Here is a 25,191-nt window from a genome sequence, read left to right as displayed (position 1 = left end):
AAGACCTACCTAACCGTGTTGAGTCATGTTCACAATCAACCAATGTCAGCTACAGATAAGTTGTTTAGCTAATGCTAAGTAAGTCACCGAAATTCGATGTAGCGGCGACATAATTTGAACTCTATGAAGTGCTGTAAATAAATGTGGTTAAATTTGGTTGAAAATTAGGTAAACTTAGCCGCAGTGAATTTAAGCATTCGATTTTTAAAAGAGCAGTGAGCAGTGAGCTGTTAGCTATGCGCTAAGTGCCATCAGCAGTGAGCCACGAGCTTGTAGTTTTTAGTGGAGTAATAATGTCTCGTAAGTATTTTGGCACCGACGGTGTGCGCGGTAAGGTGGGGGAGTTCCCTATTAATCCGTCTTTTGCAATGAAATTAGGTTGGGCTGCTGGGACGGTTTTAGCGTCAGCAGGCACCAAAGAAGTGATTATTGGTAAAGATACTCGCATTAGTGGTTATATGCTTGAAACAGCAATGCAAGCTGGCTTTTCTGCGGCTGGCATTAACTGCGCGCTCGTTGGCCCAATGCCTACGCCAGCGATTGCTTATTTAACATCGACTTTTAGAGCCGATGCAGGTGTGGTGATCAGTGCATCTCATAATCCATATTATGACAATGGTATTAAGCTGTTTTCAAACTCGGGTACCAAATTAAATGATGCGCAAGAATTAGAAATCGAGCATTTACTTGATCAAGCGATTAATCATGGTGCGATGACGTGTGTCGATTCAGACAAATTGGGCAAGGTACGTCGTATATCAGATGCCGCAGGTCGCTACATTGAGTTTTGTAAAGGCACATTTGATAAAGATAAATCATTGACTGGTCTTAAAATTGTGGTTGACTCTGCTAATGGTGCGGCTTATCACATTGCTAAAGAAGTGTATGCTGAACTTGGTGCAGAAGTTATTAGCATTAATGACAAACCAGATGGGCTTAATATCAACGAACGTTGTGGCGCAACCCACTTAGATAGTCTGCAAACGGCTGTTATGGTTCATGAAGCAGACCTAGGTATTGCGTTAGACGGTGATGCCGATAGAGTCTTGTTTGTTGATCATAATGGCCATGCAGTTGATGGCGATGAAATCTTGTTTATTCTTGCTCAAGCAGCACACGCTAAAGGTGAATTACAAGGTGGTGTAGTAGGCACCTTAATGTCTAACTTAGGCCTTGAGTTAGCGCTAAAAGAGATGGATATTCCTTTTGTTCGCGCCAAAGTGGGTGACCGTTATGTGGTTGAGCAATTAAAAGAGACTGGTTGGCAACTCGGCGGTGAAGGCTCGGGTCATATCTTAAGCTTAAAACATACAACCACAGGTGATGGTGTTGTTGCTTCACTTCAAGTACTTGATGCGGTGATTGAATCAGGAAAAAGCTTAGCAGATGTTAAGGCTGGAATGACTAAACTGCCTCAGGTGCTTATCAATGTACGCTTAAATGCCGATAATGCCGATGAGATTATCGCTACTGAATCAGTTAAACAAGCAGTGTTAGCTGCTGAAGCATTTATGGGTGAACGTGGTCGTGTGTTACTGCGTAAGTCAGGCACTGAACCTTTAATTCGAGTGATGGTTGAGTCTACTTGCGCTGAAATGACCCAAACTCAAGCACAAAGTATTGCCGATGCGGTAAAGCTTGCGGGTTAATCGCCAGATTGTGAATCAGCTTTAATTTGCTTATGTAGCTATTAAAATTAACAATGCCAGCGTAATCTACGCTGGCATTTTTGTTTTGTTTGATATAATCCGTTGTTTATTCGTTGCCACTTTACGCTCTTACAGGACATTTATGCTTTTAATCACTGGCGGTGCGGGTTTTATCGGTGCAAATTTAATTCGATACATTTTAGACACTACCAATGAAACCGTAGTGAATTTTGATGCGTTAAGTTATTCAGGTAATTTAGCCTCTTTAAAGAGTGTAGAAACTAACCCTAGATATCACTTCGTACATGGTAATATTTGTGATTCTGATTCTTTGAAGCAAGTATTTTCGGACTTCAAACCTACAGCTGTAATGCATTTAGCTGCCGAGAGTCATGTGGATCGCTCCATAGATGGTCCTTCAGCGTTCATTGAGACCAATATTGTTGGCACATTTAAGTTATTAGAAGCAGCCAAAGATTATTGGCTAACGTTAAATGAGCAAGATAAGCACAATTTTCGCTTTGTTCATATCTCCACTGATGAGGTTTACGGTGATTTAAGCCAAGATGAGCCGGCTTTCAATGAATTAACCTCCTATAAGCCAAGTTCACCTTATTCAGCTTCGAAAGCTTCCTCTGATCATTTAGTCAACGCATGGCATCGAACCTATGGTTTACCCGTTGTGATGAGTCATTGCTCGAATAACTATGGTCAGTTTCAATATCCTGAAAAACTCATTCCCCATATGATTTTAAACGCCCTAGCTGGCAAAGCTTTACCTATTTATGGCGATGGTAAACAAGTGCGAGATTGGCTGCATGTTGACGATCATGTTCGGGGATTATTTAAAGTGCTCACTCAAGGAAAAGTAGGGCAAGTGTATAATATTGGTGGTTTGAATCAGATAACAAATCTAGATGTTGTTCACCAAGTGTGCGAGTTATTAGATGAGTTGGCACCATGCAAAAGCGAACTTAAATCATATGCTGAATTGATAACTTTTGTAGCTGATAGACCCGGGCATGATGTGCGTTATGCTATTGATATCACCAAAATACAAACAGAGCTAAGTTGGCAGCCTACAGAGTCCTTTAAATCGGGTTTACGAAAAACTGTGCAATGGTATTTAACCCACTTAGATTGGTGCCAAAATATAATAGATGAAGGTTATCAATTGAAGCCATTTGACAGAGTGAATGCTAACTAATGACACAAATTAACTCATCTGCTTATAAAGGTATCATTCTTGCTGGTGGCAGTGGCAGCCGGCTTTTTCCTATTACTTTTGGCACCTCTAAACAGCTGTTACCTGTTTATGATAAACCAATGATTTATTATCCTTTGTCAGTGCTGATGTTGGCGGGCATTCGAGATGTGTTAATTATTTCAAGTCCTGATGACATTGCTAATTTTAAGCGCTTACTGGGTAATGGCGAACAATTCGGGATTAAGATTAGTTATGAGCCACAACCTTCTCCAGATGGACTCGCGCAAGCTTTTTTAATTGGTGAATCATTTATTGGTGATAGTAATGTCGCATTAGTTCTAGGTGATAATATTTTTTACGGCCAAAGTTTTAGTGAGCAACTTAAAAAAGCGGTGTCGAAACCATCTGGTGCGACGATATTTGGCTATAGAGTAAGCGAGCCTGAGCGTTTTGGAGTAATAGGTTTTGATGATGAAGGGCAAGTTATCGATATTGAAGAGAAACCGTTAAAACCCAAATCAAATCATGTCGTCACTGGCTTGTATTTTTATGACAATGACGTTATTGGTATCGCCAAGTCTATTAAACCTTCTCAAAGAGGTGAGTTGGAGATTACTGATGTGAATACGGCTTATTTGAATAAAAAGCAATTGAGTGTTGAAATTTTAGGTCGAGGCTTTGCTTGGTTAGATACAGGTACTCATGACTCATTATTAGAGGCCAGTCATTTTGTGCAAACAGTAGAAAAACGTCAAGGGCTTAAAGTGGCTTGTTTAGAGGAAATTGCATTTATTAATCAATGGATTGATGTCGAACAACTGATGAAACAAGCTCAGCGTCATCAGCATACAGCTTATGGTGAGTATCTAATGCTTATCGCACAAGAACATGGCAATTCATATGACAAGTCATAAGACCAGTAGCAGTAATAGTAACAGTAATAGTAACGGCATGAAAATCATCGATACATCACTGGCGGATGTTAAAATCATCGAACCTCAAGTATTTAATGATGACAGAGGCTTCTTTTATGAAAGCTTTCAAGCAGAGCGCTACCAGCAAGCATTGAATATTAATAAGCTTTTCGTACAAAGTAATGTGTCTCAATCTAAACGAGGTGTACTAAGAGGCCTTCACTTTCAAAGACAACAGCCTCAGGGAAAGCTCATTAGTGTCACTCGGGGAAGCATCTATGATGTGGCAGTCGATCTTCGTAAAGACTCAAAGAGTTTTGGCAAGTGGCTTGGTGTTGAGCTATCGGCTGAAAATAAACGCCAAATTTGGATCCCTGAAGGGTTCGCCCATGGCTTTGTAACCTTATCAGAGCTTGCGAATGTTGAATATAAATGCACTGATTATTACGCGCCTCAGCATGAAGTTTGCTTGCTTTGGAATGATCCTGACTTGGCAATAGATTGGCCGATTAAAGACTCAATATTATCAACCAAAGATACGCTTGGTTTGACGTTGGAAGAGTTAGTGCTGAAAGGTTTGATTTTTAAGGGTGAGATGTCGAAGGATTTAGTTCTGTGAAAGTTTGGTTAGTTGGCGCTGATGGTCAATTAGGCCAAAGCTTAATTGCCTATTTCAAACAAAACTCATCACTTCTCAGTGCTAGGTTCGAACTCCAGCCAACGAATAAATCTGATGTTGATATTTGTAATTCAGATTCAGTGTCACGATATATGGCAATGTTCAAACCGGACATTATCGTTAATGCTGCGGCTTATACTAATGTAGAACAAGCTGAAATAGATATTGAATTGTGCCGAGAAGTGAATCTTGTTGGTACCAGCAATTTAACTAACACGGCAAGTCATCATAATATCCCACTTATTCATCTATCGACCGATTATGTATTCGATGGTGAGTCAATTTCGCCTTATCTTGAAACTGATGATACTCAACCAGTTAATACCTATGGCGAGACCAAATTACAAAGTGAAAAACTGATCAATGAGGTATTAAAACAACACCTCATTATCCGTACATCTTGGCTGGTTAGTCAGTATGGCAATAACTTTGCAAAAACAGTATTAAGGTTATCTAAGCAGCATTCGCAGTTAACAATGATTTCAGATCAACAAGGCTGCCCAACCTTTGCCGATGACTTATCCGCAACGATATTTAAACTGTTGATGGCAATAGATGCAGGGCAAGCTGATTGGGGAACATTTCATTATTGTGGCAGTGCTGCCATGACTTGGTTTGAGTTAACCCAGCAGATTTGGGATGAAGCTTTACAGCAGAAAAAAATCAGTTCTAAACCTGAGGTTGTAGCTATTTCATCAGAGGCATTTGCTGTGCAAGCAAATACCAAAGCGCTAAGACCTAAATATTCTGTGTTGGATTGTCAAAAGATCAAAGAGGTTTGGGGAATAACTGCACCTGACTGGACTTGCTCTTTAAAGCGGCTTGTTGAAAAACTCTAATTTAGCCACATCTATTTTTACTGTTTTGGTTTTCATGACCAATAGTCTCGACCAATAAAAAGCCTTGTTTAGCCACATAACTCAATTGAGTAATTAACGAGTAACAAGTGAACTAAAAAGGCTTTAATCAGACTTTAAGTAAATAACACTCTCGTGCTATCGCTTCACCATTTTCGCGACAAACATACCGTCACTATTGGCTTCATAAGGCCATACTGTCAGCATTGTGTTTTGCTGCTGTGTAAATGGGTGGGTAATCGTCTCAAGAGTAAACTCTTTATTACTCGCTAAAAACGCTTCAACCACGGCTTCATTTTCAATTGGTGATAAAGAACAGGTGGCATAAACTAAACTTGCACCTGACTTAACTGCTTTAGCGCTACGAGTTAGAATGTCTAATTGAAGAGTTGGTTTGTCTTCGACACAGCTTCTGTCATCTATCCAACGCATGTCGGGGTTTCTGCGCCATGTACCAGTGCAACTACACGGTGCATCAACTAATACACCATCAAAATGATTAGCTTCAACCGGTAATGCTTCTGATTTCCAACGCGAAATTGAGATGTTGTTAAAACCAGCTCTTTTAGCGCGCTTGTTTAACTCTTCTAATGCTTTAGAGCGAATGTCGGATGATATTACGCTGCCATTAGACGTTGCTTTTGCTGCATCTTGCATCATCAATGATCTAAGTTGTAAGGTTTTACCGCCTGCGCCACTACAGGTATCCCACCAGTGTTCATCTGCTTTAGGCTGACAAATGTTACCAATGACTTGTGAGGCTAAATCTTGTATTTCTAACTGGCCATTTTTATATAGTTTAACTTCATTCAAGTTAATGCTTTTACTGCCTAAGCTAATGCCATCACTAAAGAATTCACTTAGGGATGCATCAATACCAGCTTGCTGAAGTTCATTTAGTGCCTTTTGAGTATCATGACTTTGTACTCTTGCCCAAATAGGTGGTCTAGAGCTCATGGCTTCTATTAGCTGTATTTGTGTTTTATGGTCATCAACAGGGCAAACTTCCCAAAACCAATCAGGTAGCAACTGAGTTTCAGTGAATTCAATGTCAGTAAATAGCTTATTAAGCAGCTGATTTTTCGCAACCACTGAGTCAGTGTTTACTACCTCATCGGAGGCAATAAGAGTCGTTATTATCTCTAATTGAGCATCAGAAAGTACAGCAAATACTTGCCAAGCATCAGCAAAGCTACGCCAATTATGTTGCTCTAATAATGCACATGCACTGAGCATTTTGTACCACGTTTGGTCGTCATGTTGTGAGCCTAATTGCTTAAGCCAGCCCCACCATCTAAATAGCCCAAATAAAGTTTCACGGATCACGCGTCTGTCTTTAGAGCCATGTTTTTTATGTTCACGGAAATAATTAGCCACAATCCTGTCTGCAGGCATTTTAGTGTCCAGTACTTCATCAAATAGCTTTTTGATGGTAGTAGAGTAGCTAAGCGCTCTTTTTTCTGCTGGTGTATTAGCGATAATGGTAGATTGTGGTGCTGATGGCATGGCGAACTCAAGAGTGGCTGTGATCACAAAGGATATTTGTAATCTAAAAAGTAATGCCCTATTTTAGCATGTCTTTAATTTTGGTTGAATATGTATAAGTGTTCATTGACAAACAGTGTGCTTGCCCTCTTTAAAAGGGCAGCTGTTATGATATAAAAGTAGCTATGACATTAAAAAGGGTGATCAACCATGACCCAAGCATTAGTGCTTTCATCAGATGTTGCAACATCAAGCCTGACTACAATCCCTGCGGTTAATGCTCGTAAAGACACGCCATAGTCGTATTTCATATCAGTTAACAATTCATCGGCGGTATAGGATTCACCAACGCGTCCTGCTTCAACAAAACCCACAAGTTGAAACCAATCTAAACGTAAAAATTTAAGCCAGCTTACATCTTCTATGGGGTTATATTTAAGGGTGTAGCGGTATTCTGCGGTAGCGTAGATAGATGCTTTATCATGAAAACGGTTACTTTCGAAGCCACGCATTCTATAAAAGCCGCCTAATGAAGCGCCCTCACTGTATGGGGCGTTATTATTAACCTTTCTACCACCTTGCTCATCGTATTCAAGTTCCCAAGAAGGGGAGTAACCTGTCCAAAAGTTCAACGCCAAAATTCGTTGGGATGCGTAATCTGATTGCCCAAATGAAAAGTATTTACTGGCTTCAAATTCTACAAAAGTCCAAGATTGTTCAGACTCAAACCAGCCTGCATCATGTGAGATTGATAGATACTGCTTACTACCAAAACTTGGGTTAACTGAAAAATCGGTATTGTCGTAGAGCAGTCCTAGCTCAATAGCGTGAACAGCACCATCGAGTTCATCGTCATCAAACTCATAACTTTCATAACGATTAAATTGCTTTAAAACAGCAACAGTGGCACCAGATTCAAGTGGGTTCCATACTTTACCGCCAGTCGGCTATGAAGTTAATAATCCTCCAGTTAATTCATAAGTTACGCGACCTTTATCTTTGGTTGCGCCAATGGGTAAAGCATATTCAAGCTTGATATCCCACCAGTTTGATGAGCCGTCAGCTTGTAGAAATTGCTCGGTTGAGGAATCATTACTGCCAGGTAATGGTGTGCCTGGGGGAGTGTATCCATCACCTGAACTTGCATAAGCTTTTTGCTGCGGGTAGTAACCCATAAAGCCAACAAGACTTAAATAAAATCGCTCAGTCTTAGGGAGCTTATAATTCCAAACCCCGCCGCCTACACCATAACTGACATCGCCACCATATACGGTTCCGCCGACTGTCATCTGTTCTTGATAATAACCACTGACCATAGCACCCAGGCCAATATTAACGCCCATTGAATCCGTACTGAAAACATAAGGTAAAAGCAGCTTTTCGGCGCCAGTATCAGGCGTTTCACTTCGGTTTACAGAAGATTTTACATGGGCAGATGCGGCAGTTGATGGTTGGCTAAAAAGAGTTAACGAGGCTGCAATGAGTACGGCTAAGGGAAGTAAGCCTCTGAGCGGTTTAATGGCAACATTTTTATGGCGTTTATTCATCATCAGCAAGCCTTGTCAGTACATCGAGTTCAAGGGGATGTTTGTTGTTTATTTGTTGGCATTTTATTGAATAATATAGGTTGTTTAGCGAAAAAGGTACAGTGAATAAATGATTTTATAATAATTGAAGACTGTTCGAGTTAAGAGTGAAATACACGCCGGTAGTCCCTAAAAATAATTTATTTGGGAAGGAGGTTTACCAAATCATAAGAAGTTGATTTAGAGGTTTGTAAGCTTGGAGTCTATATAGTCCAAGCTTAATAAGAGTGTAGTTTTTAAAAGCCTAATTTTTCTAGAACCATAACTAGGAAGCTAACTAGAAATCTAATTAAGAAACCAACTAAAAGTCTAAATCGAGAGCGAAACAAAGGTAGCCCATCAATAGCGTCGTTTTCTCGAACTCTTTGGCGCAGTACTCTACAAAATTCTGATCACAAACCTGCTCAATCGTTATTGGTTTAATGGCGATAAAATCTTTGCGTTTTAATTCTTCTATAAGCGGATGCTCTTTATCAAAACCTCGAGGAGGCCTTACTAGGGTATCACCTGACAACTCAAACCCAGCTTTATCTAATGTGTTCAATGCCTTTTTATAACCATTTGGGTTTTCATCTATACAGTGGCGAATTGCATTTAAGGCTTTAGATTCAGGGTGCCAAATACCTGCAGCGAGGAAGCAACCGTCATTGGCTAAATGTAAATATAACCCTGGCGCATGGACATCTTTACCCTGAAAGTGTCTGAATTGAATACCAACATTTAACTTGTAAGGACTTTTATCTTTACTGAAACGACTGTCTCTTTGTGGTCGCATCATGCTGCCGCCTACCTTTTTAGGCACGGCAGTGAGGCGAGGTGATATATTTAAGATTGGTCCTTGCATGGCTTCAATAAACTTTAACGTCGGCGTTCTAACCCTATCTTCGTAATCTTGTTGGTTTGCTTTAAACCATTCGCGATCGTTGTTATTGGCAAGGAGGGTTAAGAAGTCAAAACTTTGCTGAGTATACATAACAGATCCTAAAAAAGGTGAGTCCAAAGTGTGCCACAAAAGACTACTATCTTTAATTCATAATGTTAAAAAACTCAGCTTGGAATGTAGGACTTATTTGATTACTAATAATACAAAGTTCAGTGGTTAACTTATAATCATCTTTTAAACTTGTCTCAAACAAACTGTTTTGTGTGTTAAAACGTCAATTTTCATTTACTTTACGGTTTTTGTTGGTTTTATATAGAGTTAATTGTTGTTTTTAGCTGTTTGAGAATGCAGTGCTTATAAGGTTATTACTTGTTGTTGGTGAGTTTTTTTATATTTTGTGATTTTTTTTGTAGTATTTTTAAACTTTAGGAGTATTATGCGCTTCCAAACTGATTGAGAGTAAGTTTTTAACGTGATATTAACTCAATTAAAGTGTTGTTTTGGCTAAAGTTGATACTTTTATATGGCTGCAATATTGTCAAAAGCAGTCTTATTAATTCCTTTATGCCTCTCAATTTAACGATATTTAGCGAAATAAGGTTTTGTGAAAAAGGCTTAAACATGACAAAAAATGCATTAAAAATTCTTGGCTGGTGTGAATGGGCGACGTTTCCTGAACTTGGCAATGAACGGGTTAATATGAAAGTTGATACCGGTGCTAAGACGTCATGTTTACACGCATTTAGAATTAAACCGTTTATTAAACAAGATCAAGACTGGATCAAAGTCTGGATCCACCCTGAGCAAGAATCAGACAGAGAAATCGTGCAAGAGTTTGCGGTTTTTGATCGTCGCCACGTAAAAGATTCTGGCGGTCACATAACTAATCGCTACGTGGTTAAAACCCCAATTATTATTGGCGATGCGCAGTTTGATATTGAACTTACGCTGACACAGCGTGACAACATGCAGTTTAGAATGCTTTTAGGTCGCCGAGCACTGGCAGGGCGTTTTCTAGTGGATTCATCTGCAGCACATTTAACAGGAGCTTAAGGTTATGCGCATTGCAATTATGTCTAGAAATAAAGACTTATATTCTACTCGTCGTATTCAAGAAGCGGCGGTAGCGCGTGGTCACGAAGTACAAATCATTGACCCGCTAGCGTGTTACATGAACATCAATATGATGGCTCCTAGTATTCACATGCGCGGTGAAGAATTACCGACATTTGATGCTGTTGTACCTCGTATTGGCGCATCAGTAACCTTTTATGGTACTGCGGTTTTGCGTCAGTTTGAAATGATGGGCGTGTCTCCATTGAATGAATCTGTGGCAATTTCACGTTCAAGGGATAAATTACGCTCATTGCAGTTGTTATCTCGCAAAAGCATTGGCTTACCTGTGACAGGATTTGCGAACAAGCCTGCAGATGTGCCTGATTTACTCGATATGGTTGGCGGCGCACCGTGCGTGATTAAACTACTTGAGGGGACTCAAGGGATTGGTGTGGTACTTGCCGAAACCCGTAAAGCGGCAGAAAGTGTTATTGAAGCCTTTATGGGCTTAAAAGCCAATATTATGGTGCAAGAGTATATAGAAGAAGCGGGTGGAGCCGACATTCGTTGTTTTGTGATTGGCGATAAAGTCATTGCGGCAATGAAGCGTCAGGGGGCAGAAGGCGAGTTTCGTTCTAATTTGCATCGTGGTGGCTCAGCCACTGTTGTTAAGTTAAGCCCAGAAGAGCGTTCAACAGCGGTTCGTGCAGCTAAAACGATGGGGCTAAATGTAGCGGGTGTTGATATTTTACGCTCAAAGCATGGGCCCTTAGTGATGGAGGTGAACTCATCGCCTGGTCTTGAAGGAATTGAAACGTCAACGGGTATTGATGTCGCTGATAAAATTATTCAATTTATTGAAAAAAATGCCAAAGCCAAAAGCACCAAAACCAAAGGAATGGGTTGATGGCGCCTAAGCGTGAAGCGTTCACAATTGGTGAGTTTAGTATTGATGCTGGCACCCGTGCCAGTATCAAACTGCCCGCAGCAAAATTGTATAACGACACGCCTTTAGAGCTGCATGTTGAGGTGTTCCATAGTAAGAAACCTGGGCCAGTGTTATTAGTATGCGCAGCTATTCATGGTGATGAACTGAATGGCATAGAAATTTGTCGACGCTTAATCGATAAAATCAGCATCAGAACACTGACAGGAACCTTGATGGTTGTACCCATTGTTAATGTGTTTGGTTTTATTCATCAATCGCGTTATTTACCAGATAGGCGTGATTTAAACCGCTGCTTTCCTGGGAGTGCAAAAGGTGCATTAGCGAGCCGTTTAGCGCATTTGTTTTCAAGTGAGTTGATGTCTAAAGCAACGCATATTGTTGATTTGCATACTGGTGCTATTCATCGTGATAACTTCCCGCAGATCCGTTGTGATACTGATGATGAAGTTATGATGGCAATGGCAACGGCTTTCGGGGCTCCGGTGATTATGGACTCAAAATCCGTAAAAGGCTCGATGCGTGGCTACGCTAATGAAAAAGGCATCGCATGTATTTTATATGAAGCAGGTGAAGCTCTAAGGTTTAGTGAGTTATCGATTAAATCTGGCTTAACAGGTGTACTTAATGTGATGCGTCACTTAGGCATGTTAACCAGTAAGCTTAAGCCGACAGCTTCAATCAACGCTAGTCGCAGTTATTGGCTGCGAAGTGAATCAGATGGTTTAGTGAATATAAAGCGTAAAATTGGCGCAAGAGTCAGTAAAGGGTGTGTATTAGCCAATGTAGTAAACCCTTTAGGTGGAGAGTTGTCAGAACTTAAATCACCGACCGATGGCATTATTATTGGCTTAAGTAATATCCCTGTCGCAAATGAAGGCGAAGCACTGTTTCATATTGCACAGTTTGTTGGCGACGATATTGAAATTGCCAACGAGCATTTAGATGAGTTTATATCGACTTACGCATAATCAATAATGTCGTTGTAATTGTTATTGTAATGGTCATCGTTACTTTAAAAGCCACTGATTGAACTTTTATATTCAATCAGTGGCTTTTTGGTATCTACATTTGTCAAACTCAAGGCAGTCTATATTTCACTAAAGTCGCTAAGTCGCTAAGTCGCTAAGTCGCTAAGTCGCTAAGTCGCTAAGTTGGTTAGTTAGTTGGTAGATTAGTAGGCTGTAGAGTGAAGCCATTCGATTATTTTTGCACCTAGAAAAGATTTTTAATATCAACAAGGTATTTGATTAATCGGTATTTAATCAATAAGCTAGTTTGTCATTGCTATCTTGAGGTATGACGTAATGTTAAAAACAGTTTATTCAAGTTCAGGTCAGGAGCGATTAACGCCTTCAAAAATTATTTGTATTGGTAGAAACTATGTCGATCATATCAATGAACTTGGCAATGAAGTGCCGGATGATATGGTGGTATTTTTAAAACCCAACTCGTCAATTTCTGACACCTTAGTTTCGTTTCATCAAGAACCTATACATTTTGAAACTGAGTTGTGTTTTATGGTTAAAGATGGACAATTCTCTGCCGTTGGAGTGGGCCTTGATTTAACTAAACGAGCACTGCAGTCAACACTCAAAGCTAAACAACTGCCTTGGGAGCGCGCAAAAGCCTTTAATGGTTCTGCAGTGTTTAGTGAATTTGTTGCGCTTCCTCTTATAAATAATCATACCAAGTTCTGTTTTCAACTCACTATTGATGGCGAAATAGTACAATTTGGTCACAGTGACTTAATGATGTATTCGGTATCTGATATTCACACCGCAATTTCTGAGTTTTTATCGTTAGAAGATGGCGACATAGTTATGACTGGCACGCCTAAAGGAGTAGGGATGATAACAAAAGGTGCGACGTTTGAAGTTAAGTTATGGGTTGATATTGAATATGAGTCTTTTGAACAATTATTAGATGCTGTAAAAGATGTTAAGCCCATTATTACTCAAACTTGGATTGCTGAGTAAACTCGAGATGCTATCTCTATGCTCAGTGATTATCATCATTCTGGTTTAGCATTTCAAAAAGATTAGGGTCTTCAGCTATTAAAACTTCATTCATTAATTATCATATTGGATCGTGTGGAGTCTTGTCGTGACAGGCAGTATTTTCAACAAGGTCTATACTCAATGTAGATTTACAATTAAATAATCATGCTAAAGGGAAAGTTAGTCATTGAATTGACGACTTAATTAGCTTTTTAAAGTGGCTAGTTGAATATGACATTTCCTAATGAACGGATTAAAAAGTATTACCAACTTTATCAAGAGTTACTCAACTTTTCTGGGGTATCTTGGTGGCTCATTGACTTAGAGCAAGACAGTAATATTTTCTATTGCAATCAAATCATGCAAGAGATGTTCTCCTTAGACCCTCAACTTATTCAGCATTCTGTTAGTAAAACTTGTCCTATAGCTGGTGATTACAACAAGAATATTGCCTTAAAAGATTCAGAAAAAGCGCAACAAATTTTTGAGGATTACCATAATTTGAAGTTAGGTAATATCGATGAGTATCATAATCGATTTCCTTATTATGACGCTAACCAAGGTGAGATCCTTTACTTTACGAGTAAAGCGAGAGCAATACTTCGAGACGATTGCGGAAATGCACAATTACTTTTTGGGATTATTGAGCGTGAACGTACGAGTGCTAAATTGTTTAAGCTTTCAAAGCTTGATGCATTAACAGGGCTGAACAATCGCAGAGAGTTCGATTCTCAATTGGACTTTATTATCAATCTAGCACGAAGAGAGCGACAATTAGTGTCATTAATCATGTGTGATATTGATTGTTTTAAAGCTTATAACGACTTCTTAGGCCACTACCAAGGAGATCAATGCTTAATACAAGTATCGCAAGCAATAGCTGACGTATGTGTGCGTTCAACCGATGTGGTATGCCGTTATGGCGGTGAAGAGTTTGCTATTATTTGTTACGGACAGCAAGAAAGTGTGTCGCAACTCGCTGAAGATATTCGTTTGAAAATTGCCGAACTCGGCATCCCGCACCCAAGATCTAAAAGTAAAATCGTCACCTTGAGCTTAGGCTTTGTTTCTTGCATACCTAGCAACTTCACCTCAGCGAAAGAGATTATTCAAAAAGCGGATTTGGCCCTATATCAAGCTAAGACTTATGGTAAAAATCAGTGTGTTGCTTTCGATAATCAGATTGCTGAACAAGAAAGCCAACTAACACAGCAAGGCTAGTTTCTGCGTATATTCAATCAGGTTTATCGTCACTTACCTGAGATTTTCAGGTAAGTGGCTCCGTGATTTATATCGTTTAGGCAAAATCATTAATGGGCATTAGAGAAAATTTGACTGAAAGAAGGCCGTTGATGTATTTCTATTGGCATATTGAGTTTTCTGGCTAAGTCACTCGCTGCAATCAGCCCTCGGATATGATGCAATTCATGATCGATGACTAGCATGTGGTGCAAATTATTTTGTTGCAAAAGCCTGACTATATCACTGACTTTGGCTGTTGAAATTTGTTGATAGTCAAACGCTTGTAGCTCTTCTCTTGGCACCATCACTTCTGTGACTAAAAGCTCATCTACAGTAAGGTCTAGCTTTTTCGCGGTAACAAATAAATTATGGTCAGACAATTCTTGCAGCGTTATCACCCCTAAAAATTTATTGTTCTTATCAACAACTAATCTCATAAATGCATGGGTTTGTTCCATGATTATTGCTGTGCCCACTGCGCTGGTGGATGCATCAACGACAATAGGACGTGCTACATCAAAGTCAGTAAATACGTCTAACGCTGGAGAGTCTAAGCTGGGTGAGTCAGTGCTGGTAGACCAAAGTAAGTGATCGATAGATGCTGTGCTGAATAATTCTAGATTTCTCATATGTTAACTCCGTTACCTTATGTCAACGGCTGAGGCGACTGAATCTGACGACCGTCAATATTCAGGTTTGGTGCAATGTCTTTTATGTTTTACATCAAAAACCTTAACCTTGTGATATTCACCATAGACCTCTAGATACAAGAGGTGCAAGCACATGAATAACATTTAATTAAGGTTAACTCACTGTTGTGTATGTTAAATCTTGTGCTAATCTTTGATTGGGAAATAAAAGGTTCAGGGAAGGTAAAATGACCACAAAACAAATCAATACTAAAGAGGGGTTGTCTAAAGAATTTAAATACTTATTGGCTGGTACGCCTGTCAATATTGATATTGTGACTCCTGCAGGTAAAAAAGGGCGTTTTCGTACCATTTTTATCGGTTATCTACCTGAACAATTCATACTAATTCAATTTCCAGATGCAAATAAATTGGGAGGCTACAGCCAGTACATTACTCAGGGCTCACAAGTGACTGTTCGTGGTTTAGTGGAAGGTCATGAGGCATCTGTAATCGCATTTATTTCAACAATCAAACAAACCTTGAGTCAGCCATCTCGTATTATGGTATTGAATTTCCCAGATAATATGGTTATTCACAATTTACGTTCGACCAAACGTGTGTTGACAGATTTAACTGCCAATATCGCTTTAAGTGATAACCAATGGCAAGTTAAAATCACCGATGTTTCACTTTCAGGTTGTCATATTGAAGTTAGTGAAGGTGGAAAAGATGAGTTAACAGAGGGAGAGCAGATTGAAATCGTGATAGAGGCTACAGAACAAGAAAACCTCACCATTAAAGCCAGAGTGTGTAATGTTAAATTATTCGAAAATGGCGTGGAGTTTGGTTGTCAGTTCTTGGGTGAGCAAGACAATACTATCGAAAAAATCGTGCACACAGCTCTGCTTTCTGAAAAATAGTCTTGCTCAAATCCTATAAAAGGCTTTGACTTGTTCGTTATAAAAGCAGTTTGATGGCTGTTTGATGCTTCTTAGGAAGTTTGTCGACGACTAATAGGTATGAATTATCAATAATGCGCAATACCTCGCCATCTGGAATTAATCGAGATTCTTTAGATTTATCACTCCCAGTTGACTGTAAATAGATAGAAATCCAATGTTTCTTGTCCATATGATATCCCGTCGTAATATTGCTAAATATCTCTCTTAGGGCGAATGAGTCTTCAGGATCGCACTTTACATTAACCATCAAAGCATCATTTCGCCATGACATTAGTGCAAACATCTTCGAGTGAACTTTAAAAACGTGAGTAGATTCTCCGAATGGAAAGTCTTCTGTAGCAAAAGGTTTAGTCAGTAAATAATCTCTTATTGTGTCAAATTCCATGTGAGCTATTTCCGTTTAAGTGAGATATCACCACTGGTGACATTGAGCAGCTTGCCATCAATTGTGACAAGTTTCGCCTCTATATGCATCGACATTGGAAAGTTGATGTCAGGTTGCTTAATTATTACTTGGGCATAAGTACGGTACTGATTAGATAATACATAAAAATCATTATCAATTTGACAGTCAAAGAAGAAATATTTTTCACTTAAATTAATGTTTTCCAGTAAATTTTTGGATTGCATTAAATGCTCTTCTGTTGTGGTTATATGGCAAACATGCTGACTATTTCTCTGACCAAACTTAAACGAAAGTGCGGCTTTGTTAGCTAAATTTGTACTATGTCCGCCTAAATAAGTCTCCAAATGCAAAGCGGTTTTAAGCGGGGAAATCGTTTGAAGATGCCTTGTACTGTCAAGGTGCTCATCCGTTGCATGTACGCTAAAAACAATGCCGTTAAATAAGTAACAAATGATGATGCTTACTGTTTTGACTTTAGCCTTAGTTGGACTTTTGCTGTTAAAGCATGCAGCGATGAGGCGATTCGCTGTCGCTAACAAGTTTAGTTGGCTGGTATTAAAGTGGGGGCTTTTGCAGAGGCTGAAGGTGTCATAAATCCCCGTCACTGCTCTAAGTATTAATAGCTTGTTCATATTTACCTCATATGAAGGTGCTGATAGTACTGGCGCAATTTTGCTTTTATCTGTGTTACCAGTGTGCGCTTTTTACTCTTTAAGCGTTCTATTTAGCTGGTTTACATAGTTAACTTTGCGCCTAAAATTCAATGAAATCAATATAAAGTCGTTATGATTAGTGTTAATTGAATATGATCTATATTGCAATGAATAATAAAGGTACTTAGTACGGTTTACTTTGTGAGGAAACTTAATTAGTATATACACATGTGTATTAAGTGCCTTTGTTCATTATGCGAAAATTTCTTGTATCAAATATTGCTGATCGTCCACACCGAAAAATATATGCATCGCTTGGTAACAATGCTTTTTTCGATTTAGCACCTGGCCAACATGGCTGGGATGACTTTTGTTCAATCTCAAAAGGAGATTGGGTTTATGTCATCAATGCAAACCGTAAAATTCCAGTGGCTTATCAAGTTGAGGCCATATTAGATGAGATAGAAACTGAAGAACATCAGATGCTAGGTAGTCGACTGGTATCTGCTATCGGAGGAAATACTCGAGTGCTATTTGGTAAGCCTGTTAAAAGAGTAGATACAATTTATACCAAGTTTGTTAGTGATAATGCTGTAACAAGTTCGAAGTTGAGGCCTGATGGCCAGATGTACCAGGGGTTTAACTGCGCTGAGGTCGTCGATGAATACCTTTAAAATGGGCAGTATTACATTTACTCATATCGCTAATATCAGTTTATCTCAAGCATGGCTTGTTAATCGTAATAGCGAAACTTATGGCTTATATGACTTTGAGGGTAATGAGTACGCAACAAGAAAGCATTGGTTTTCTCTGTTACCAAGAGACATTTCGGGGGTGTATTTTTTCAAGAAAGGAGATCAGGTTTTATATGTCGGCGAGAGTGGTCTACTCGGAAAACGTATTTGGTCACATGGTACGGCTGGCAGGTTAGTTAAAGAGGAGTTAATACGTGATATGGAGCTATGGATTGCGACTAACGTAACTGTACCTAGTCCGCTAAATGGTGAGCCTGTTTGTGTAAGGGGCGCTGTAGAAGCACAGTTAATGGCGATGTATTCACCTCAATATAATCGAAAAGAAGAGCGATGCTGATGTATAAGCAAACACAATCTTATGTCCGTTTAAATATTGGGGATTTTTGCCCGCATTGTGGTTTTATCATTACTTTACCGCCAGACGTACAGCCGACGTGCTTATGTTGTTGGAAAAAGCTTGAAAGTGATTAATCGGTAAAGTGGTTGTTGGTTAGCAATAATGCGATAAGCACTTGATGGTGTGCCTACCGCTTTATCAAACTTCATTCCCAATGGGAGTGAATCATATCAAAGGTATAGGCTCACATTATCAAAATTGAGTGGTCTACCAATGGATTGAGAAATTGTGGGTGTTATGGCTGACGTTTAAGCACATTATCAATATCTTCGGCGCTATGACGGTTCGCTAGTTGTTCCCACTCTTCTCCCCAGGTTCTATTAATGATTCTGCCTCGCGTGACAGCTGGACGTTGTTCAATGTCTTTTGCCCAGCGCATTAGGTTAGGGTAGCTTTCAACATCTAAAAACTCTGCTGCTTCATATAGGTTTCCAAGCACCAAATTTCCGTACCAAGGCCATGTCGCAATATCGGCAATACTATACTCATCACCACCCAAGAAGCGGTGTTTAGCTAATTGCTTGTCAAGTACATCAAGTTGACGCTTGGCCTCCATAGAGAACCTGTCGATAGGGTATTTAAACTTTTCAGGGGCGTAAGCATAAAAGTGACCAAAACCGCCACCTAAATAAGGAGCCGAGCCCTGCAGCCAAAACAACCAATTCATGACTTGGCTTTTAGCTGCTAAATCTGTTGGTAAGAAGCGGCCAAACTTTTCAGCGAGGTAAAGTAAAATAGCGCCAGACTCAAATACATTAATAGGCGTTGAGGTGCTGTTATCTAATAACGCCGGTATTTTTGAATTTGGATTAACGCTAACAAAACCTGATGAGAATTGATCGCTATCACCAATACTAATCAAGTGAGCATCATATTCTGCGTCAGTGATCCCTGCGGCTAACAGCTCTTCCAACATAATCGTGACTTTTTGGCCGTTAGGGGTGCCCATAGAGTAAAGCTGTAGTGCATGCTTCCCAACCGGTAAATCTTTATCATAGCGCGCACCAGAGTCAGGACGGTTTATACTGGCAAACTTGCCGCCATTTTCCTCTTCCATTACCCATTTTTTAGGTGGAATAAATTCGTTTGTCATTGTGTATCCTCACTTTGAATCGCTTTAAACGGCTTTATAAGCATGGCTTAACGTTAACTGTATATATGATATTAGGGCATTTTTAAAATTAAAAAGTCTTATCAAAAAATAAACTGTCACAACAGGAAAAAATGACAACCAGAAAGAGGGCATAATAGTCAATCAGCCGCTAAATCTCTTGTCATCTGCATACATAGGCAAGTTAATCAGTGTTGAGCAAGATTGCGTCATAATCAACATGTAGGTTATGACGCTTTGGGTAATATTGGAGGTATTTATTTGGTGCGTTCGATTGTTTGCGTCCAAAATTGTCTCGATAAATGACGAGTTTTATTGGCTAATCGGCTCATTTGTTCACACTTGTTTTGGGTGTCATCGGTTTGAATTAAGGTCAGGTTTGAAATCTCATCTATCTGTAAAATAGATTGGCTAATTTCTTCTGCGACCGCTGTTTGTTGGTTCATGGCTGAAGAGTTAAGCTCAGCCATTTCGTGTATGCGATTAATTGAGTTAAGGAGCTGAGCAAAAGTGTCATCCGCTTCTTCTGCTAAGGATACTGATAAATCGGCTTGCAATTGACCTGACTCCATTGCTTGAGTCGCTTCCTTTGTGGTTTTTTGAAAGTTCGTGACTATGTGTTCAATTTCTGATGTGGAATCACTGGTGCGAATTGATAATTGCCTTACTTCGTCCGCCACAACGGCAAACCCACGGCCAGTTTCACCTGCTCGAGCCGCTTCAATGGCAGCATTTAACGCTAATAAATTCGTTTGTTCTGCGATGCCTTTAATCTCTCCTAGGACCGATGCGATTGATTGGCTGTCTTTTTCAATTGTATTGACCACCGTTGAGAAATGAACCACTTCTTTTCTAAGCTCGCCAATGGCATTGACTACTTTGTCCATACTATCGTGACCTTTACTAGCAGCCTCTTGGCTGGTGGTAATTTCTTGTGCTGTATTACGGATATTTTGATTAACTTCAGTGAACCTTGCCGTCATTTGCTCCATTGCTGTTGCGGCCTGACGGGTTTGGTGTGTTTGTTCTTTAACCCGTTCACGAGTGGTCGATATAGTTTGATTAAGCTGCAGGCTTTCTTCGCTAATGGAGGTGGCTGAATCTGCCATCCTGCCGACAACACCCCCCATTTCAGTGACTAAGTAGTTTAAGGCTAATTCAATTTTTCCCAACTCATGTTGACTCGATGAAAAAATCCCGCAAGCAATTGGGTCGTCGATAATTTTTGTGGCCTTATTTTCAAGTTCTTTTAACGGCCTCGTTATGTAATACATGACAAATCCAGCCATTAATGGAATGAAAAAAGCGGCGACCAAAGTTGGCATGAAGAGCGAAGACACTACCCCTATCAAAGAAATAACGATTGCCCAAAGGCAAAGTGAACCCGTAAAGCTAAGCAGTGGTGCTGTGGTTTCTCTGGGGGCTTTACCTTGATTTAACTGTTTGTAAATTTTTTCAGCGGAATTGATGTGTTCACGACAAGGTTTACGTCGAACAGACTGTAGTTCATGCATTTTGCCGTTTTCAAAGACTGGCGATATATAGGCATTAACCCAATAATACTTGCCTGTTTTGCTTTTATTTTTAACGATACCAAACCAAGGTTTTCCGTCTTTGACCCGTTGCCACAAGGATTCAAAAGCTGCTTTAGGCATATCAGGGTGACGAACAATATTGTGTGGTTTTCCGTGGAGTTCATCTGTCGTGAACTCAGAGATATCTGCAAAGGCTTGATTGGCGTATTTGATATTACCATACAAATCAGTGGTAGAAAGTAAAATGCACTCGTCCGTCAGCGGTTGCTCTATATTGTTTGCCTTGATATCACTCATTGGAAATAACCAAACTAAAAAATAAAGAGGCATAGTGCCTCAGCTTTGTCACAATATGTTTGATTTAGGTCAATGACTTGTTAAGGTGTTATTTTTTAATAAGAAAGTGTGCGCTAGTAAACGGTTTTGCATTGATAGCTACAAAAACGAAAGTAGCCAGTGCTGCTTTCGTTTTCATTGCGTCGGTAAAAATGACACAAAAAATCTACAACCTATTGCGTGTTTAAGTAATCGATTACGGCGTCTGTACGACTTTCAGCGTGTTCAGATAAATCATCAACTGCTTGATAAAAGTCATTTGCAGACTCTAAAAATGAGTAACCTGTTAACTCTGTTGTGGCATAAGGCTCTATTAATGCTGAGTAACTGTCATAAATTGCCTGCATCTTATTGGTTTCATAGCTATTGCTAATAACGTCAGATAAATACTGGTTATAGCGTTGTCGATAAGTGTCATCAGCATAGATTTTGGCTATTAATGGCCAAGAATTTGAGTCTAAATCAGAGAAATCAAGTTCTAGTGCGCCGCCCATCTTACCCGTCTGTAATGCCTCATTATTATCCCATGGGATCCAAGTTAGTTTGTTTGTGTCTGGATCGTTGTAAAGATAATAATTATGGGGCATTAATCCGTAAGTATCCCAGTTTTGAATTACGCCATTCACTGCGAGATATTTCAAGAACACATCAACATCAAATATAGCTTCAAGGTTTTCACGCCAAGTAACAGGATCGGAAGTTGCAGTATCATCATGTAATGCGTCGAATAAAGCTAAAATATCTGACCAATCTTCATCATCTTCATTGGTTTTCTTTTCAAAACTATCTTCACTGAAAGATCCTTCAATAAAGGTCGCACCATCATCCTCAGGCTTATATAAGTTACCATCATCACTACTAAATTGAGTATCAATTACCGTGTCATCGACTTCTTCCACAAGGGTATATAAGCCAAAGTATTCAGGGCCATCACCATGGTCGATATATAAAGTATAAAAAGCAGTGTGAGAGACGGCTAAACCTGCATCTTTAAATACATCGGCGGCGACCTTTTCACGTAACTGTGATTCATCATCGTAATTATTTTTAAGACTTAACTTTTTAAAGCCATAAAATCGTTGATTGTCTATTTGCGGGTAGTCGTCTTCAAACTCATCAAAATCTAACTTAAAAGACAACTTGAGTACGCCTTGTTGCCAACTGGTTTGTAGTGATGAGTTACCCTTAAAACGGATACCAACTCGATACCACTGTTTGCCTTCGTAATAAATATCAGCTGGTACCATAATGGGGTTGTCATCTGTATCTACAAGGTTGTTTGAATTCGTCGTTGTACCAAAAGTGCCATAAGTATCAGTCATATCGTTAAGCATGATGGTCCAGCGATTTTTAGTGACCACCACATCAAGGCGTTTTACTTCATTGTCAGCAAACACTTCATCAAAGTTGGCATCTGCACTTTTGCTATGGGTATCATCGGTCCAATCGCTTACTTCAAAATCAGTGTCGCTATACTCCTCAACCGGTGTTTCAATTTCAGGTACTGTTATTACAGTCTCTTCGCTACTGGTTTCATCAGAACTATCACATGCAGTTAATAGGCATAAGCTAGTAAGCGGTATAATTAATAGTTGCCGAAATGGTTTACATCCCGTTTTAAAAAGTGAATAGAGAAGGGGACTGAACATAAGTAAACTCCTAAGTTAACCCGTAGTTGATAATGGCTAATATGAGTTTTTAATGTTATGTGATTAAAATGCAGAAACCGTGCAGGAACCGTGAAGCAATGAAGTATATTTTAATTACCTAATTTGAACCGTATCAGTAACAGCATTCCCTAAACTCTCAATTCTAAATTCACTATTCTGAATAACTTATTTTGGTGAGTGATTAGGTAAGTCGCCACTTGATAAAGTGGTCAATTAATTGCAATAAAAAAGGCATCTTTCGATGCCTTTTTTAAATGGTAATGATGAAATAATCTATGGGTTATTTCATCGTATTATTTTAAAAGTGCCACAGCTTCCATATCCAGTTCAATATCTGTGCAGCCTTTTGCGCAGTATATCCCTGGTGCTTTTTCGGCAGGTTTGGCATTTTTAGTATTGGGCGGTAATTGCAGCGTTAGTGGCTTGTTACATTCAGCACATGTTGCGCTATTGCCCTTTAGCATGCGTTTAATCAGATTTTTTTGTTGATTGAACGACTCAAGTGTTGTGCCATTAACCACTGAAAAATCAAGTTTTTGTGTTTCGCTCATTACCGCTACCTATATCCAAATGACTTAGCTTGATGACGCTTGGCAGGCTTACTTAACCTGATCAAGCGGGCTCCAACGCTGTAATTCTACAGGCAGTGCCACCCCTTGAGCGGTAAGTAAGTTTACACGCGCTTGATAAGCTGCGCCGTGCATCAAGTGTTTTGCTAAGTCTACCGCATTTCGCTGGGTATAATCATCTAAATAGCTGCCTTTTGCCCATTCGTTGAACGCGCCCAGTGCAGGACCTGCCCAAATTTGATAATCCATTTCACGGCCAGCTTCACCAGAATTAGACCAACGGCTTGATAAACCTAAATACCAACGGAAGATAAGCGCCATTTTACGCTTAGGGTTACCTTCTGCGCGCTCGATTTGTTTTGGATCGCGTTCATTAAAATGCGCCACTGTGCCAGCCCAAATATCATCAAGGGTCGAGCGGAAGACTTGTTTTTCAAGTTTTTCACGTTCTTCGGCAGGGATGGCTTCAATCGACTCATAACGGGTATAAATCTCATAAAGTTTATTAGCACGCATTGGGAATAAGGTGCCACGTTTTACCACTTGTAGCTTAACGCCCATCTCGAACATATCAGCAGCAGGTGCCATGGTGACATCGGCCATTTCAGTCGTAGCAAGTAGTTTACGCGTGTGTTCACTGGCTCCCGCTTCAACACAAGCTTGGTTAATTGAGCCTGTCACAATATAAGCTGCGCCCATATTAAAGGTTGCAAGTGCTGCATCAGGGGTGCCGACACCGCCGCCACAACCGACACGAATAGGGGTTTTGTATTGGTACTCGGCTTGGATTTTATCTTTAAGCGCTAAAATAGTTGGCAATAAGGTCACTAATGGACGGTTATCAGTATGGCCGCCAGAATCGGCTTCTGCTGTCACGTCATCAGCCATTGGCACTAATTGGGCGAGCGCCATTTGCTCTGAGGTGATTAAGCCTTCATCAACCAGTTTTTGCAGCATTTTAGCGGGAGCTGGTTGCATAAACTTACTCGCCACTTCTGTGCGACTTACTTTAGCGATAACCTTGTTGGCGATAACGATTTCACCTTGGCTATCACGACTTAAGCCTGCTGCGCGGTAATAGACAATTTGTGGTGTTAAACCCAAAAATGCTGATGCTTCAACTGTGCGCACTTTATGTTTTAAAAACAGCTCAACACTGCCACGCTCAAGCGCAGGTTCACTTGGGCTGTGAATTAAGTTAAACATGTATGGGCCATTTGGCAATGCGGCTTGAATGCGATTAATGGCTTGTTCAACACGAGATGGAATGAGTCCGGCTGCGCCGAACGAGCATAAAATGCCCGCTTGACCCAGTGCGATAACGAGCTCTTCTGATGAAATACCGTTAGCCATGGCACCAGCATAATAAGCATATTTAACACCATGAACACGGCGGAAGTTACTGTCGCCTAAGCTTTGAGTGCCAAGTGCTGGGGCAAATGCGCTGACAGGTAAATCCTGTTGGCTGTTCATGCTTTCAGTCATCACTTGTGCGTTTTGCGAAATACCTAAGCCTTTTTCAGGGTGGTTAATTAAATAACACGCCTGAGACAGTTCTTTTAATTTTTTACCGATAGCGGCATTGTCAAAGCTGGCATCACTTGGGGCTACTTGCCAAGGCCATGGAGAAAGCTTTTCGTTTTGAGTGCTAATAGTCATTA

The 25,191-nt window shown here is 40.0% G+C and carries 25 protein-coding genes; 13 read left to right on the top strand and 12 right to left on the bottom strand.

The window, feature by feature from the left end; translation table 11 throughout:
* Positions 1 to 293: 293 nt before the first annotated feature.
* The 5 genes from glmM (at position 294) to rfbD (ending at position 5,288) form a co-directional block, all read left to right on the top strand.
* Positions 294 to 1,649, top strand: coding sequence for a phosphoglucosamine mutase (gene glmM, locus AN944_RS03190; RefSeq protein ID WP_055023134.1), 1,356 nt, complete (start codon positions 294 to 296; stop codon positions 1,647 to 1,649).
* A gap of 142 nt (positions 1,650 to 1,791) precedes the next feature.
* Positions 1,792 to 2,856 carry a dTDP-glucose 4,6-dehydratase gene (gene rfbB, locus AN944_RS03185; RefSeq protein ID WP_055023133.1) on the top strand — a complete coding sequence of 355 codons (1,065 nt, stop codon included), beginning with the start codon at positions 1,792 to 1,794 and terminating at the stop codon, positions 2,854 to 2,856.
* Complete coding sequence (gene rfbA / locus AN944_RS03180) at positions 2,856 to 3,770, top strand: glucose-1-phosphate thymidylyltransferase RfbA (RefSeq protein ID WP_055023132.1); 915 nt, start codon at positions 2,856 to 2,858, stop codon at positions 3,768 to 3,770. Before rfbB ends, rfbA begins: the two co-directional genes overlap by 1 nt.
* A complete protein-coding gene (gene rfbC, locus AN944_RS03175) occupies positions 3,757 to 4,389 on the top strand; it encodes a dTDP-4-dehydrorhamnose 3,5-epimerase (RefSeq protein ID WP_327271723.1) in 633 nt (210 codons plus the stop codon). The genes rfbA and rfbC overlap by 14 nt, the downstream gene beginning before the upstream one ends.
* Positions 4,386 to 5,288, top strand: coding sequence for a dTDP-4-dehydrorhamnose reductase (rfbD, locus tag AN944_RS03170; RefSeq protein WP_055023131.1), 903 nt, complete (start codon positions 4,386 to 4,388; stop codon positions 5,286 to 5,288). Before rfbC ends, rfbD begins: the two co-directional genes overlap by 4 nt.
* A 156-nt stretch (positions 5,289 to 5,444) precedes the next feature.
* Here rfbD and AN944_RS03165 read toward each other — a convergent pair whose 3' ends face one another.
* The 4 genes from AN944_RS03165 to AN944_RS03155 all read right to left on the bottom strand — a co-directional run bounded on the left by AN944_RS03165 (position 5,445) and on the right by AN944_RS03155 (position 9,350).
* Positions 5,445 to 6,812 carry an RsmB/NOP family class I SAM-dependent RNA methyltransferase gene (locus tag AN944_RS03165; RefSeq protein WP_055023185.1) on the bottom strand — a complete coding sequence of 456 codons (1,368 nt, stop codon included), beginning with the start codon at positions 6,810 to 6,812 and terminating at the stop codon, positions 5,445 to 5,447.
* A gap of 170 nt (positions 6,813 to 6,982) precedes the next feature.
* Entirely contained in the window at positions 6,983 to 7,615 is a 633-nt protein-coding gene (locus AN944_RS21835; RefSeq protein WP_268788260.1) for a BamA/TamA family outer membrane protein, read from the bottom strand.
* 123 nt (positions 7,616 to 7,738) lie between these two features.
* Positions 7,739 to 8,341: a hypothetical protein gene (locus AN944_RS21830; protein ID WP_235530840.1), complete on the bottom strand. Its 603-nt coding sequence runs from the start codon at positions 8,339 to 8,341 to the stop codon at positions 7,739 to 7,741.
* Between the two features lie 337 nt (positions 8,342 to 8,678).
* Complete coding sequence (locus AN944_RS03155) at positions 8,679 to 9,350, bottom strand: DUF2461 domain-containing protein (RefSeq protein ID WP_055023130.1); 672 nt, start codon at positions 9,348 to 9,350, stop codon at positions 8,679 to 8,681.
* A 531-nt stretch (positions 9,351 to 9,881) separates the two neighbouring features.
* On the opposite strand from AN944_RS03155, the gene AN944_RS03150 reads away from it, so the two are divergent.
* From AN944_RS03150 to AN944_RS03130, 5 genes are all read left to right on the top strand, one after another.
* Positions 9,882 to 10,313: a RimK/LysX family protein gene (locus AN944_RS03150; protein WP_055023129.1), complete on the top strand. Its 432-nt coding sequence runs from the start codon at positions 9,882 to 9,884 to the stop codon at positions 10,311 to 10,313.
* A 4-nt stretch (positions 10,314 to 10,317) separates the two neighbouring features.
* On the top strand, positions 10,318 to 11,223 hold the full coding sequence (gene rimK / locus AN944_RS03145; protein WP_055023128.1) for a 30S ribosomal protein S6--L-glutamate ligase: 906 nt from the start codon (positions 10,318 to 10,320) through the stop codon (positions 11,221 to 11,223).
* Positions 11,223 to 12,233 (top strand): succinylglutamate desuccinylase/aspartoacylase family protein, encoded by a 1,011-nt coding sequence (locus AN944_RS03140; protein ID WP_055023127.1) that lies wholly within the window; start codon positions 11,223 to 11,225, stop codon positions 12,231 to 12,233. Before rimK ends, AN944_RS03140 begins: the two co-directional genes overlap by 1 nt.
* Positions 12,234 to 12,569: 336 nt before the next feature.
* Positions 12,570 to 13,241: a fumarylacetoacetate hydrolase family protein gene (locus AN944_RS03135; RefSeq protein ID WP_055023126.1), complete on the top strand. Its 672-nt coding sequence runs from the start codon at positions 12,570 to 12,572 to the stop codon at positions 13,239 to 13,241.
* 252 nt (positions 13,242 to 13,493) lie between these two features.
* Positions 13,494 to 14,483, top strand: a complete 990-nt coding sequence (locus AN944_RS03130) for a diguanylate cyclase (protein ID WP_055023125.1) — start codon at positions 13,494 to 13,496, stop codon at positions 14,481 to 14,483.
* A gap of 89 nt (positions 14,484 to 14,572) precedes the next feature.
* On the opposite strand, the gene AN944_RS03125 is transcribed toward AN944_RS03130, so the two are convergent.
* The gene (locus AN944_RS03125) at positions 14,573 to 15,133 is read right to left on the bottom strand and encodes a CBS domain-containing protein (RefSeq protein ID WP_055023124.1); all 561 of its coding nucleotides are present in this window, start codon (positions 15,131 to 15,133) and stop codon (positions 14,573 to 14,575) included.
* 248 nt (positions 15,134 to 15,381) lie between these two features.
* Between AN944_RS03125 and AN944_RS03120 the strand changes: the two genes are divergently transcribed.
* A complete protein-coding gene (locus AN944_RS03120) occupies positions 15,382 to 16,056 on the top strand; it encodes a PilZ domain-containing protein (protein WP_055023123.1) in 675 nt (224 codons plus the stop codon).
* A gap of 37 nt (positions 16,057 to 16,093) precedes the next feature.
* Here the strand turns inward: AN944_RS03120 and AN944_RS03115 are convergent, their stop codons facing one another.
* Positions 16,094 to 16,483 carry an MmcQ/YjbR family DNA-binding protein gene (locus AN944_RS03115; protein WP_055023122.1) on the bottom strand — a complete coding sequence of 130 codons (390 nt, stop codon included), beginning with the start codon at positions 16,481 to 16,483 and terminating at the stop codon, positions 16,094 to 16,096.
* A gap of 5 nt (positions 16,484 to 16,488) precedes the next feature.
* Complete coding sequence (locus tag AN944_RS21825; protein ID WP_231919074.1) at positions 16,489 to 17,136, bottom strand: hypothetical protein; 648 nt, start codon at positions 17,134 to 17,136, stop codon at positions 16,489 to 16,491.
* 275 nt (positions 17,137 to 17,411) lie between these two features.
* Here AN944_RS21825 and AN944_RS03105 point away from each other — a divergent pair, with 275 nt between their 5' ends.
* Positions 17,412 to 17,831: a hypothetical protein gene (locus AN944_RS03105; protein ID WP_055023121.1), complete on the top strand. Its 420-nt coding sequence runs from the start codon at positions 17,412 to 17,414 to the stop codon at positions 17,829 to 17,831.
* Positions 17,818 to 18,249: a hypothetical protein gene (locus tag AN944_RS03100; protein ID WP_055023120.1), complete on the top strand. Its 432-nt coding sequence runs from the start codon at positions 17,818 to 17,820 to the stop codon at positions 18,247 to 18,249. The genes AN944_RS03105 and AN944_RS03100 overlap by 14 nt, the downstream gene beginning before the upstream one ends.
* A gap of 295 nt (positions 18,250 to 18,544) precedes the next feature.
* Here the strand turns inward: AN944_RS03100 and yghU are convergent, their stop codons facing one another.
* The 5 genes from yghU to pfaD all read right to left on the bottom strand — a co-directional run bounded on the left by yghU (position 18,545) and on the right by pfaD (position 25,189).
* Positions 18,545 to 19,402, bottom strand: a complete 858-nt coding sequence (yghU, locus tag AN944_RS03095; RefSeq protein WP_055023119.1) for a glutathione-dependent disulfide-bond oxidoreductase — start codon at positions 19,400 to 19,402, stop codon at positions 18,545 to 18,547.
* 275 nt (positions 19,403 to 19,677) lie between these two features.
* Entirely contained in the window at positions 19,678 to 21,252 is a 1,575-nt protein-coding gene (locus AN944_RS03090; RefSeq protein WP_055023183.1) for a PAS domain-containing methyl-accepting chemotaxis protein, read from the bottom strand.
* Between the two features lie 212 nt (positions 21,253 to 21,464).
* Entirely contained in the window at positions 21,465 to 22,940 is a 1,476-nt protein-coding gene (locus AN944_RS03085) for a CotH kinase family protein (protein WP_055023118.1), read from the bottom strand.
* Positions 22,941 to 23,254: 314 nt separating this feature from the next.
* The gene (locus AN944_RS03080; protein WP_055023117.1) at positions 23,255 to 23,512 is read right to left on the bottom strand and encodes a hypothetical protein; all 258 of its coding nucleotides are present in this window, start codon (positions 23,510 to 23,512) and stop codon (positions 23,255 to 23,257) included.
* Positions 23,513 to 23,560: 48 nt separating this feature from the next.
* A complete protein-coding gene (pfaD, locus tag AN944_RS03075) occupies positions 23,561 to 25,189 on the bottom strand; it encodes an eicosapentaenoate synthase subunit PfaD (protein WP_055023116.1) in 1,629 nt (542 codons plus the stop codon).
* Between the last annotated feature and the right edge of the window lie 2 nt (positions 25,190 to 25,191).

Origin of the sequence: Shewanella sp. P1-14-1 (genome assembly GCF_001401775.1) — a bacterium.
Lineage (GTDB): Bacteria > Pseudomonadota > Gammaproteobacteria > Enterobacterales > Shewanellaceae > Shewanella > Shewanella japonica.
This window is presented reverse-complemented; position numbering and strand designations above follow the sequence as displayed.

Coding starts and splice junctions, on each gene's coding strand:
- glmM (WP_055023134.1), top strand. CDS start 294: ATGTCTCGTAAGTATTTTGGCACCGACGGTGTGCGCGGTAAGGTGGGG.
- rfbB (WP_055023133.1), top strand. CDS start 1,792: ATGCTTTTAATCACTGGCGGTGCGGGTTTTATCGGTGCAAATTTAATT.
- rfbA (WP_055023132.1), top strand. CDS start 2,856: ATGACACAAATTAACTCATCTGCTTATAAAGGTATCATTCTTGCTGGT.
- rfbC (WP_327271723.1), top strand. CDS start 3,757: ATGACAAGTCATAAGACCAGTAGCAGTAATAGTAACAGTAATAGTAAC.
- AN944_RS03165 (WP_055023185.1), bottom strand. CDS start 6,812: ATGCCATCAGCACCACAATCTACCATTATCGCTAATACACCAGCAGAA.
- AN944_RS21830 (WP_235530840.1), bottom strand. CDS start 8,341: ATGATGAATAAACGCCATAAAAATGTTGCCATTAAACCGCTCAGAGGC.
- AN944_RS03155 (WP_055023130.1), bottom strand. CDS start 9,350: ATGTATACTCAGCAAAGTTTTGACTTCTTAACCCTCCTTGCCAATAAC.
- AN944_RS03150 (WP_055023129.1), top strand. CDS start 9,882: ATGACAAAAAATGCATTAAAAATTCTTGGCTGGTGTGAATGGGCGACG.
- rimK (WP_055023128.1), top strand. CDS start 10,318: ATGCGCATTGCAATTATGTCTAGAAATAAAGACTTATATTCTACTCGT.
- AN944_RS03140 (WP_055023127.1), top strand. CDS start 11,223: ATGGCGCCTAAGCGTGAAGCGTTCACAATTGGTGAGTTTAGTATTGAT.
- AN944_RS03135 (WP_055023126.1), top strand. CDS start 12,570: ATGTTAAAAACAGTTTATTCAAGTTCAGGTCAGGAGCGATTAACGCCT.
- AN944_RS03130 (WP_055023125.1), top strand. CDS start 13,494: ATGACATTTCCTAATGAACGGATTAAAAAGTATTACCAACTTTATCAA.
- AN944_RS03125 (WP_055023124.1), bottom strand. CDS start 15,133: ATGAGAAATCTAGAATTATTCAGCACAGCATCTATCGATCACTTACTT.
- AN944_RS03120 (WP_055023123.1), top strand. CDS start 15,382: ATGACCACAAAACAAATCAATACTAAAGAGGGGTTGTCTAAAGAATTT.
- AN944_RS03115 (WP_055023122.1), bottom strand. CDS start 16,483: ATGGAATTTGACACAATAAGAGATTATTTACTGACTAAACCTTTTGCT.
- AN944_RS21825 (WP_231919074.1), bottom strand. CDS start 17,136: ATGAACAAGCTATTAATACTTAGAGCAGTGACGGGGATTTATGACACC.
- AN944_RS03105 (WP_055023121.1), top strand. CDS start 17,412: ATGCGAAAATTTCTTGTATCAAATATTGCTGATCGTCCACACCGAAAA.
- AN944_RS03100 (WP_055023120.1), top strand. CDS start 17,818: ATGAATACCTTTAAAATGGGCAGTATTACATTTACTCATATCGCTAAT.
- yghU (WP_055023119.1), bottom strand. CDS start 19,402: ATGACAAACGAATTTATTCCACCTAAAAAATGGGTAATGGAAGAGGAA.
- AN944_RS03090 (WP_055023183.1), bottom strand. CDS start 21,252: ATGAGTGATATCAAGGCAAACAATATAGAGCAACCGCTGACGGACGAG.
- AN944_RS03085 (WP_055023118.1), bottom strand. CDS start 22,940: ATGTTCAGTCCCCTTCTCTATTCACTTTTTAAAACGGGATGTAAACCA.
- AN944_RS03080 (WP_055023117.1), bottom strand. CDS start 23,512: ATGAGCGAAACACAAAAACTTGATTTTTCAGTGGTTAATGGCACAACA.
- pfaD (WP_055023116.1), bottom strand. CDS start 25,189: ATGACTATTAGCACTCAAAACGAAAAGCTTTCTCCATGGCCTTGGCAA.